General features: G+C 36.8%; 3 protein-coding genes and 1 pseudogene. 2 read left to right on the forward strand and 2 right to left on the reverse strand.

Annotated elements, in window-relative coordinates; genetic code table 11:
- Nucleotides 1-17 precede the first annotated feature (17 nt).
- Both BOQ64_RS04485 and dnaE read right to left on the reverse strand, forming a co-directional pair.
- Complete coding sequence (locus BOQ64_RS04485; protein WP_129058251.1) at nt 18-2,954, reverse strand: T9SS type A sorting domain-containing protein; 2,937 nt, start codon at nt 2,952-2,954, stop codon at nt 18-20.
- 347 nt (nt 2,955-3,301) lie between these two features.
- Nucleotides 3,302-7,971: pseudogene (dnaE, locus tag BOQ64_RS04490) on the reverse strand (DNA polymerase III subunit alpha).
- A gap of 271 nt (nt 7,972-8,242) precedes the next feature.
- Between dnaE and BOQ64_RS04495 the strand changes: the two are divergent.
- Nucleotides 8,243-10,396 (forward strand): S8 family peptidase, encoded by a 2,154-nt coding sequence (locus BOQ64_RS04495; protein ID WP_129058250.1) that lies wholly within the window; start codon nt 8,243-8,245, stop codon nt 10,394-10,396.
- Nucleotides 10,397-10,712: 316 nt separating this feature from the next.
- Nucleotides 10,713-12,854 carry a S8 family peptidase gene (locus BOQ64_RS04500; protein WP_129058249.1) on the forward strand — a complete coding sequence of 714 codons (2,142 nt, stop codon included), beginning with the start codon at nt 10,713-10,715 and terminating at the stop codon, nt 12,852-12,854.
- Nucleotides 12,855-12,914 lie beyond the last annotated feature (60 nt).

The raw sequence follows: 12,914 nt of genomic DNA on the forward strand, positions 1-12,914 counted from the left end.
TATTATATTAATTGGTTTTATTTCTTAATTGACTTAACCACTTGTTTTGATCCGTCTTTCATATGTAATACGATCAGATACATTCCCTGCTTCAGATCTGTTAACTGAAGTTCAGAAGATGGTTTCTCAATAGTTTTCACCACTCTTCCAGCAAGATCAACCACGGAAACAGATTGAACGTTGGCAATATCAGAAACATTCAGAATATCTGTAAATGGATTAGGATACACTTTGATTTCTTTTATTTTCTCAGTAATCACTTCAGACGTTGACAATGTATTACTTGTGATATTTAAATCAAAATTTCCTTCTGCATTATCTGATGATGATGAATAATACGCCACATTCACATAATATACAGTTCCAGCAACTGAATTAAATGTATAAGTTTCAATATTACCCGTAGTTGAAAGTTCTGAATCCGCAGTTCCTACACAAGTAAAAGCACCACAGCTCCCACTGTATACAGACACTTTATGATCCCAACTTGTAGTACTCTTAGCCGCTACAGTAATCTCATTACCATTTCCGGTAAATTTAAACCACATTCCATCATTACTTCCAGAAGAACATGCTGTAATGTACCCTGTTCCATTAGTACTGCCAGCACCATCTGCCTGAGAATAAGAATATGGTAAAGATGACGCTACCAAAGCTCCGCTACAATCATCATTAACTGGTGTAGGATTAGCATTTACCGTAAATGTTCTTTCGGTACAGCCTGTTGAAGTAGTTGTATTTACTTTATAATAATATTTGGTTCCCTGTGTCAAAGGTGTAGTAAGTGTATATGATGTAACATTTCCTACATCTACATTATTCATAATATCAGAACCGCCAGTTGTAGTTCCAATGGTTAAGGTATAGGAAGTTGCCGTCGCAATAGCTCCCCATTTAATTGTAGGCATTACCGGTTGAAGAAGTGATGCATCTGTTGGATAGGTTACAGACGGACATGCTCCCTGGGTTGTAAATGATCTGATTGTACAAGAACTTCCTGTTACCCCTCCAGCATAACCAGTCACTGTATAGTAATATTTCGTACTGAAGGCAAGCGGTGTAGTTAGTGCATAAGATGTAACATTTCCTACATCTACACTATTCAAGATATCCGTTCCTCCCGAAGTAGTTCCCATAGAAATTTTATACCCTGTAGCTCCTATTATTCCATCCCAGGTAACAGTAGGCAGCACAGACACTCCAGTAGCTGATGAAGAAGGTGCCGTAACCGCAGGACATAAAGTACTGGTTGTAAAGTTTCTTTCAGAGCAGGTAGCCCCTGTAGTACTTCCGGAGTAAGCAATCACCTTATAATAATATTTTGTATTGAAAGACAATGGTGCAGTTAATGTGTAAGTAGCAACATTTCCTACATCTACATTATTCATAATATCTGTTCCTCCTGCTGTAGTTCCCATAGAGATTCTATATCCGGTAACTCCGGTTATTGCTGTCCATGTAATAGTAGGAAGGATCGAAACTCCTGTCGCCGCTGAACTTGGTGCTGTTACCGAAGGACAAAGAATGGCAGTTGTAAAGTTTCTTTCTGTACAAGTGGCACCTACTACACTTCCAGAGTAAGCAATCACCTTATAATAATATTTTGTATTGAATAATAATGGTGTAGTAAGAGCATATGTTGCCACATTACCTACATCTACATTATCCATAATATCATTTCCTCCCGCAGTAGTTCCCATAGTAATTCTGTATCCCGTAGCACCGGTTATTGCCGTCCATGTGATAGTAGGAAGTACTGACACTCCTGTTGCTGCTGAAGCCGGAGCTGTTACCGAAGGACAAAGAACTGCAGTTGTAAAGTTTCTCTCTGTACAGCCTGAACTCGCAGAAGTTGGGCTATAAGCATTAACTGTATAATAATATTTTGTATTGAATGACAGCGGCGTAGTAAGTGTATAAGTGGTCACATTTCCTACATCCACATTATTCATGATATCTGTTCCTCCTGCTGTAGTCCCCATAGTAATTCTATATCCTGTAGCTCCTGATATTGAAGTCCAGCTAATAGCAGGAAGTACAGCAACCCCAGTACCTGCTGAGGCTGGCGATGATACGGAAGGACATGCAATATTTGCGGTAGTGAAAGAACTTTCGCCACATGTCGTATTATTTCCAATATTGTTAACTGGAGTTACTTTAGCATAGTATGTTTTTGAATAACTCAGTGCATTTGCAGTTGGAATGGTATAACTAAGAGCACCTCCTACATTCACGTTGTTCATTATATCTGTTCCACCAGGGGTAGTTCCTATACTCAATAGATATGACGAAGCTAAAGATGCAGCATTCCATTTAATCGCAGGAGTTCTGGAAACAGCTGTAGCTCCTGCTGTAGGTGCTGTTAAAGTAGTACATCCAGGAAGTGTTGCTGCAGGCTGCAACAGTTTAATTTCATCAAAACCTAAATAAAAATCAGCAGGAGTAGTATAATTGGAAACAATCCTGAATTTAAAATCTGCCCCAATTGGAATGGCTCCTGCCGGGATAGTTCCTGAAAGAGTTGTACAAGGGACAGGAGTAGAATTTGGACTATCAAGACTCACAGGAGCAACCAATGTTACCCAGTTAGCTCCTCCATCCGTAGAATACTCTGCCGTAAAATTTCCTTTAATACTTCCGGTTGTTGAAAAACCTTTGGCTGCATACTGGAATGAATAATCCATTGCCAAACCATTTGAAGCTGTGGAAGAATAAACCAGACTTTGAGAAGTCACATTATTATAAAGGTTTCTGTAAATCATGTTAGACCCCGCACAGGCTGTTCCTCCTGTCCACATTCCGATACTTGCCGATTGCCCGGCAGTGGAAGGCAATGCAGATGAAGTCCATCCTGCAGGCAGAGAGGTCCCACTCTCAAATCCTTCATTGACAATAATCTGTGCTGAAGCTCCTACACCGAGAGCCATCATACACATCAGTAGAATTCTTTTCATAAATAGTAATAATAATAGTTAGGACGGTAAAAGTAAATAATATTTAAATAAATATCATAAAATATTAAAAAACATTAATTAGTGAATTATAAAAACCTTATATCATTTACTAAAAATCAAACAATTATTTAATTTTAACAGTTATTTATCAATTTAAAACAATTTAATTAAAACACTAGATATCAGTTGATTAAATCAAAAAATAACAAAACCCTACCTGTATATACAACAACAATTTAACATAAAAAAATATTTCTCATATAAAGCAGATATTATCAATCATTTAGCTTATTTAAACAAAAAAAAAGTGGCTTTTAGCCACTTTTCAAATTCATAAATTATATTTTTTAGTTCAGATAGAACTCATATTTATTAAGCAATTGTATTTCTTTGATAAGATCTCCGTTCAGATCTACAGAATGTTTCATAGACTGCACTTCAATATGGGAATCATCATCAATATTTTTGATAAAGAATTTCAACTTCTGATTTCCTTTATTTCTATCCAGTACCGTTCTAAAGAAATCCAGATCCTCAGGTCTTACATCCATCACATCCATCACTAAGGAAATGCTCTTGGCAAATCTTTCAAATGCCTCCTGAAGCTCAATGACATCATTTACATTCACAAAGACTCTTCCGTCTTTTACCTGAGCAAATTTGATTTTGAAAATAACAAACCTTTGTACTTCAAGCTTTTCCTTCAACCTCATATAATCCCTATCACCAAGTCTGAAGGAATAAGAACCCGAATAATCTTCCAGCGTTACAAAAGCTACTTTTTCGCCACTTCTAAAACCATCCTGAACTCTATATTCAGTGATGAGACCCGCTACAGTGTACTCTTTTCCTCCGCCTCCATTTTCTCTTTCTTTCTGAAGGGTTTTCCAGTCTTTCTTTTTTTCTTCAAACAGCTCATCCTGCTTATTGGCAAAAGCCTGTTCTTTATAAGCATCCACCTCATCAAGATTTAAGAATAAGAAATTACCTTTGGGTTCTGCCTTTTTGGTTGCCTCTTCAATTACCTCTTCATCACCAACAGATAATTCATCTGCAACAATCTCAGTAAGATCCGCCGTTTCATCTGCTGAATCCTGCTCCAGAACAGGTGCTTCATCAGTGGTCGTTTTTTCTTCCTCTTCTTTTTCCAGCACAGACTTTTTAGAAAGTCTTCCCTGCATAAACTGGAACTGATATTTAAATTCATCCAGTGGATGAGCCGAAAGATAGAAGCCAATGGTTTCTTTTTCCTTGTTCAGCTTATGCATATTTGGCCATTCAGGACACGGTGCCAGTTTCGGTTGTTCAATCTGAACCTCATCCGCAAAGTCAGCAAACAGAGAATGCTCCATTTCGTTTTTGCTCTCCTGAAAGCTTTGTCCATATCTGATCAATCGCTCCAGATTGGTTTTTCCGGCCATATCAATATCAAAATACTGACCTCTGTGGAAAGCATCCAGTTCATCAAAAGCTCCGGCAACCACTAAACTTTCAGCAACCCTTTTATTCATTTGAGAAGGTAGTATTCTTTCAAAAAAATCATAGATATTCTTAAACCTTCCGTTTTCTCTTTCTCTAGTAATAGCCTCACTTGGCCCCTCTCCGATTCCCTTGATCGCTCCCAAACCAAAACGGATCTGTCCTTTTTCGTTTACGGAGAATTTATATTGAGATTCATTTACATCTGGCCCCAAAACATCAACTCCCATGCTCTTACAATCCTCCATAAACATGGTAATTGAATCTGTATTGTTAATGTTATTACTCATTACACTTGCCATGTACTCTGCCGGATAATTGGCCTTTAAAAATGCTGTTTGATAAGCAATAAATGCATAACAGGTTGAGTGAGATTTATTGAAGGCATATTCAGCAAATGCTTTCCAGTCATTCCAGATTTTCTCCAGTCTTTCTTCATTAAGGTTGTTTTTTCTACCACCTTCAATGAATTTAGGGTACATTTTGTTAAGAACATCAATCTGCTTCTTACCCATAGCCTTTCTCAGCGTATCTGCCTCACCTTTTGTAAAGTTGGCCAGTTTCTGAGACAGAAGCATTACCTGCTCCTGATAAACAGTAATTCCGTAAGTTTCCTTTAAATATTCTTCTGTTTCCGGTAGGTCATAAACAATCTCTTCAATACCATGCTTTCTGTTAATAAAGTTTGGAATATATTTAATAGGACCCGGACGGTACAATGCGTTCATGGCAATAAGATCGGCAAAAACAGTTGGTTTAAGCTCTCTCATGTATTTTTGCATCCCGGGACTTTCATACTGGAAGATCCCGACTGTTCGTCCTTCTTTAAATAACTGATAGGTCTTAGTATCATCCAGTGGAATAAGATCCGGATCAATATCCAACCCATATCTTGCCTTTACCAGTTTTAAGGCATCTTTAATGATCGTAAGCGTTCTAAGACCCAAGAAGTCCATTTTCAGAAGTCCTGCACTTTCTGCCACCGAGTTATCAAACTGAGATACCAGGATATCTGCATCTTTTGCTGCAATGGTGACCGGAACCAGATTACTTACATCTTCCGGAGTAATAATTACACCACAGGCGTGAATACCTGTATTTCTGATACAACCTTCCATCTTTTTAGCACTTGCCAGTACTCCGTGACGTGCATCATCAGGACTTTCCAGAACATATCTCATTTCATCAACAAGCATCTGTTCTTCCGGTTTTAATTTATCATATTTCGCTAATGCTTTCGCAATATTCATCCCCGGTGTAGAAGGGATAAGTTTAGCAATATTATTGGTATCAGGAATAGGAACATCCAATACTCTTCCGGCATCTTTAATCGCTGATTTCCCACCCAATACAGAATAGGTAATAATCTGCGCTACCTGAGTTTTACCATATTTTTCAACTACCCATTTGATAATTTTATCTCGTCCTTCATCATCAAAGTCGATATCAATATCCGGCATGGATACCCTTTCCGGGTTCAGGAATCTCTCAAAAAGGAGATCATATTTAATAGGGTCAACATTGGTAATCCCGATACAGTAAGCAACGGCAGATCCTGCTGCAGACCCCCTTCCCGGTCCTACCCAAACCCCCATATTTCGGGCTTCATTACAGAAATCCTGAACAATAAGGAAGTATCCCGGATATCCGGTGTTGGCGATTACTTCCAATTCAAAGTCAAGGCGTTCTTTAATTTCATCTGTAATACCATCATATGGATCATATCTTCTTCTCGCTCCTTCATAAGTAAGATGGGTAAGATAAGCCATCTCTCCTCTTTTTCCCCCATCTATGTCATCTTCTGCATGAATGAATTCTTCAGGAATATCAAACTTTGGAAGGAGAACGTCTCTTTTTAAGGTGTAAGGCTTAAATTTTGCAAAAACTCTTCATACGCTTCGAAAGCATCAGGATACGCAAGAAAAGCTTCTTTTATTTCATCAGAGTTTTTCATGTAATATTCTCTGGTAGAAAGCCCTCTTCTTTTTCCAAAACCTTTTCCTACAGGTGTTGTAAGTTTTTCTCCGTCTTTAATACAGCTTACAATATCCTGAATATTGGCATCATCCTTATTGGTATAGAAAGTTTCGTTCTGAGCTAAAATTTTAACATTGTATTTATCAGCCAGATATAATAAAACCTCATTTAAATGTTCTTCTTCAGGCAGATTATGGTTCTGAAGCTGAACATAAAAATCCTCTCCAAAAGTTTCACTCCACCATTTGAAAAGTTCCTCCCCTTTCTGTTCACCGGTATTAAGTATCGCGTCAGGAATATCTCCAAGAATTCCGGAAGTTAAAGCAATAATACCTTCTTTATATTCAGCAATCAATTCACGGCTAATCCTTGGCACTCCAAAATAGAATCCCTTTAAGAAACCTATACTTGAAAGCTTTGCTAAATTTTTATATCCATTAAAATCTTTTGCCAAAAGCACTACCTGAGTCCTTCTGTCCGGATCATCTTTGGTAAACTGTTTTTGCTCATAACGGTCTGAAATATAAAATTCACAGCCTACAACAGGAATTAACGGTTCGGAAACTGGTTCTGTTTCATTAAATTCAGTTCCGTTTTCTTCTGCTTCCTGCTTTTTAGCTAGATATTCTTTATGTTTTTTAGCTCTGTCACCATTAGCTCCTTCTACTGCAGAAACGAACTTAAAAGCTCCCATCATATTTCCTAAATCCACCATTCCGACAGCTGGAAAATTTTCATCAGAAGCCTTTTTAATCAGATCATTAATGCTTGTTGTAGCTGTAAGTGTTGAAAAAACACTATGATTATCAAAATTGAAATATTTACCTAAATCAATTTCATCAATACTACCGAAATCCTGCTGTTTTTTCTTATTATGAAAATCTGCAACCTGCCTTCTGATAACAATATTGAAAGGCTTTATAGGATCCGGATAAAGGCTCTTGAAATAAGCTAACTGATCCTCTGAAATCTTTAATGTTTCAGCAGGAACCACTCCTATCCTAACCATTTCAAAGAAAGCTCTGGCCGTAGCATTTACGTCGGCAGCAGCATTATGGGCTTCATCAAATTTATTCCCATAAAGTTTTTCATAAAGTTCTTCAAGTTTAGGAGACTTGTATCTACCACCACGACCACCACCTAACTGGCAGTAATCAGTTCCCAGAATCATTGTATCAGCTCTGGGCTTTTCCTGAAGATTATCTTTTATATTTTTTCTGTAAAACTCTGCTCCTACAATATTGTAATCAAATTCAACATTGTGACCGGAAACTACTCTTATCTTTTCAAGAACCTTTGAAAACTCTTCCAGAACTTCCTGCAGATCCCGTCCTTCTTCATTAGCAATTTTTGTTGTAATCCCGTGAATCCTGGCAGCGTTAAAGGGAATATCATACCCTTCAGGCTTTATTATATAATCCTGATTTTCAATTAAATTACCATCATCATCATGCACCTGCCATGCAATCTGAACCATTCTTGGCCAGTTTTCTGAATCTGAAAGCGGAGCATTGAAATTTTTTGGTAAACCTGTTGTTTCTGTGTCAAAAATTAAATACATATAATTTTCTAACTTTTTATAAAAAAGAGAATGTAAAGTTACTTCATTTTTTCCAATTTACAGTCTTTAAAGTCCCAATACCCGCACCACAAAGATTTCAAAATATAAAAACCAAACAACATTCACAAATCCTATACATTTAAACAATAAAACATATAAAACATTGATTAAAATACACAAAACATTAATATTTATTCATTCTAAATAGTCTTTTATAAATATTTTATCCTATATTTGAACCATTACAATTTTTAATATTTTACTAATCATTATGAAGAAACATTTACTTTTGGTCAGTACTTTAGCTATTTCAATGCTAAGTGCGCAAAACAATGAAGGTTTAAAAAGAGAGTTTGAAAGACAAAACAAAGAGAACAGCGCTAAGTTTGACTCTTATGTTGCAAAAAAGTATGGAAGCACTGCAAAGTCAGCTGACATTCAGAAAAAAATTGAAGAAGAAAAAGCTAATCTAGCAGGATTTTTCCTTAACAAACCTTATTTCTACCAGGCAGATGATCAAAATCAAATTTGGAACACCAATGTAGATGCTTTAACTACAGCAGGCAATGTTGCTGGATTGGCAGGATCTTTCAAGGGAGAAGGAATACTTTTTACCGTATTTGACGGAGGAAGAATTTATGCCGCACACCCTGCATTTGATAACACAGCTGGCAGAATTACTAACAAAGAGGCAGCTACAAATGCATACAGTGCACATTCTACTGGTGTTGCCAGTATTCTGGGGGCAAAATCATCTCCCCTAACAGCAACAGCAGCTGATGGGACAACACGCACAGGAAATGCAATGGGAATAGCATTAAATTCAACAATGAATTCTTATAGATTTGCTACAACAACCCTACCTGGTAATACTACTGCCAGTACTGTATTTCAAAAAATCGTCGTAGCTCAGCCAAAAATTTCTAACCACTCTTACGGAAGTAATTCAGGATGGAATATCGCTACTGTTTCCGGTCAAACCGCTCTGGTTTGGAATGGAGCTTACTATCCCGCTACCGCTACTGACCCTTACGAAACTTTTGATCTACAAGGTACTTATTTTACTAATGATCAAAATTATGATAACATTGTATACACTAATCCTACAAATGTTATTGTAAAATCTGCAGGTAACTATTTTGGTATGGGACCAGCGCTACCTGGCGCATCAGCGGCTCCTAAATATTACACAGACCAAAATAACAACCTTACTTTGTTTACAGCAACAGATACCCTTCCTGCAACAAACTGCGGTAACGGTGGAGACTGTATAGGACCTGGTTCTCTAGCTAAAAATATTATTGTTGTAGCTGCTACAGAAGTTATCACTACTAACAACTACAGATATACCACTTCAACAGATGTTGTAAAAGCTGATTATAGTAGTGCCGGACCAAGAGATGACGGAGGTATTAAACCTGATATTTCAGCTTCGGGATCAGATATATGGATGGCATCAACTGCAGAAAACACTACAGGAAGCACCGCTTGGCAAATCAACAGCGGAACTTCAATGTCTGCACCACAGGTAACAGGGATTATCGGACTTTGGATGCAAATATATAAATCAATGTTTAACAATGCAGATATGAGCGCTGCCTCAGCTAAAACATTGACAGTACATTCAGCGTCTGAAGCAGGAACTGTAGGTCCTGATGCATGGTTTGGCTGGGGATACATCAACGCTAAAAAAGGTGCTGAACTTTTAGTTGGAAAATCTAATAATACTGTTATTTTCAATGAAGAAAGTCTAAATAACGGAAGTGTAAATAGCCAAATCGTAAAAGCATCAGGAAGCGAACCTCTTAAAGTAACAATTTCCTGGATTGACCCAGAATTTAAACTTCCTCAAAGTATCAGTTGGGAATCTGCGTACAATAACCGAAATTCCAGACTTGTAAATGATCTAGATTTAAGAATTACTGATACCTCTACTAATACAGTATATATGCCATGGAAGCTTAATGCTATTAATCCAACAGCTGCTGCAACTAAAGGCGATAACACTGTTGACAATGTAGAGCAAGTAATTATTGATACTCCTGTAGCAGGAAGAGAATATAAGATTGAAGTACTTCACAAAGGAACATTGGTAAACAACGCCACTCCAAGCGTGACAGCTCCTCAAAACTACTCAATCATTGTAACAGGTCATACTACAGGTTCATTAGGTACTAAAGAAGGTACTAAAGCTTTAAACAGCCTTGCAGTAGCTCCTTCTATTACAAAAGATGTTACAAATATCTTAAATGCTCCTAAGAAATCAACATTCACTATTTATGATATGTCCGGTAAAAAATTACAGAGCGGAAATATCAACAGTGATAAGGAAGCTGTTAATTTATCTTCTCATCCAAAAGGAATTTACATCGTTGAAGTAAAAACAGACAAAGATGTAGTTTCTAAAAAAGTGATCAAAGAGTAATCTTAACACAAAATAAACTAATCAAGGATACTGACAAATGTTGGTATCCTTTTTTATTTTTACCAAAACACTCCCTTTTGAATATGAATTTTATTCAAAACATAACTTAATCTATAATTTTCACTCATATCCAATCCCAACTTAAACGAAAATAAAACTATTTAATTTAAAAACAATTTAATATTATCAACCAAAAACAAATTAAAATTCAATAATCATTGCAAAAAACAAAATTATAAACATTAAAAAAGGAAACAAAATACAATATTCATACATTTGAAAAAACACAACAACCTTTAAACATTTTTCAAATATTATGAAGAAAATCTTTATTTCGATCAGCACTTTAGTTATTTCTTTAGCAAGTGCACAAAACAGCAATGAAATACTGGCAGGAAAATTTGAAAGCCAGAGAATCGAAAACAGTAAAAAATTTGACACCTACATAGCCAAGCGCTATGGGCAAAACAGAAATCCGGAGGCTTTGAAAGAAATTGAAAAGCAAAGAAACAGCTTAGCCGGTTTTATTGAAAATAAGCCTTATTTTTACGAGGCTTATGATATGGATCAGATTATGAATTCCAACTCTGACTATCTGCAGGGCGGAACCATCAGTGGGCTAACAGGTTCATTTAATGGAGAAGGTATTAAATTCACTATTTTTGATGGAAGTTCTCTTCCTGGTACGCCTGCAAGAGTATTTGATGGCCACGTATTTTTCAATAATGCTGCAGGTAGAATAAGTAATAAAGAAGCCACTACTCTTATATATGGAGACCACGCAACGTCTGTTGCAGGCTTTATAGGTGCCAGAAATTACCCTTATACAGTTACGTTTACTAATGGAACTACCCGAAATGTAAATTTTAAAGGTATTGCGCCTAACTCAACGATAGATGCTTATGCTTTCTTACAGACAACTCTACCTGGTGACACAACTCCAAGTACCGTTTTTCAAAAGATCATCAGAGCACAACCCAAAATCTCCAATCACTCGTATGGCAGTAACTACGGATGGAGTGAAGGAACCGTTAGTGGTGCATCAGCATGGGTATGGAACAGTGCTTTTGCCAGCCCAAACACCTATTTTGATGCACAAGGTACCTATTTTAACAATGACAGGGATTATGATCAGATTGTTTACAATAACCCCTCATTCATTATCGTTAAATCTGCAGGAAATTCCTATGGAGAAGGACCAAGCGTAGGCACCAGTACCTATAAAAAATATTATGAAGATAATAATGGAAACCTGGTAGAATTTGCAGCAACAGATACATTACCACCAAACAATTGTTCTCAGGGATATGACTGTATTGGCATTGGGTCTTTAGCTAAAAATATTATTGTTGTAGGAGCAACTGATAGAATTACCACCAATGGTGGAAGATACACTACCTCAGCTGATGTCATCCATTCATCTTACAGCAGTGCAGGACCAAGAGACGATGGTGGTATAAAACCAGATATTACAGCCGTAGGAACTTCTGTGGCCAGTGCAAATACCGCAAATAGCACTACAGGCACTCAAGGTTTAACAGTAGGTGACGGAACCTCTTTTTCTGCACCTGTAGTAACAGGTATTATTGGTCTTTGGACTCAAATTAATAAGCAGCTTTTTAACAATACTGAACTTAATGCCGCCTCTGCAAAAACCTTAATGATTCACTCTGCTTTGGAAGCAGGTAATCCTGGTCCTGATCCACATTTTGGTTGGGGATTTATTAATGCTAAAAAAGGAGCAGAACTTCTTGTCGGTAAATCCAATAATACAATTATTTTCAACAATGAAACTTTAACCACCGGAGTAGCCAATATTAAAACAGTTAAGGCATCTGGAAGCGAACCTTTAAAAGTTACTATATCCTGGGTAGATCCGGAATTTACAAACTTTACAAGTCAGTGGACAGATGTTCACAACAACAGAACCTCAAAATTAGTTAATGATTTGGATTTAAGAATTATTGATGCTACAGACAATACTACTTATCTTCCATGGAGACTTGATTATAACAACCCTATGACAGCATTAAAGGGCGATAATACAGTAGACAATGTAGAACAGGTAATTGTAGACGCTCCCGTTGCAGGAAGAAATTACAAGATTGTCATTAACAATAAAGGAACCCTGAAAAACAATGCAGGTGCCAATTCTCCTCAAAATTACTCTATTATCGTAACCGGATATACTGAAATATTAGGAACCAAAGAGTCTAAAGCGGGAGTTTTAAGCAGTCTAACTGTTGCTCCTTCCGTTACAAAAGACGTAATAAACATCCTGAAAGCTCCTAAAAAATCTACCTTCACAATTTACGATCTGTCTGGTAAAAAATTACGTAATGGCACAATCAGCAACGATAAGGAAGTAGTTGATTTATCGGTCTATACAAAAGGAATTTATATCATTGAAGTAAAAACTGATAAAGATGTTATTTCTAAAAAAATCATTAAGGAATAATCAACAAATTCATTTTTTTCTTGCAAAATACTAACAGTTGTTAGTATTTTGTTTTTTTTA

Origin of the sequence: Chryseobacterium sp. CH25 (assembly GCF_004119455.1) — a bacterium.
Classification (GTDB): Bacteria; Bacteroidota; Bacteroidia; order Flavobacteriales; family Weeksellaceae; genus Chryseobacterium.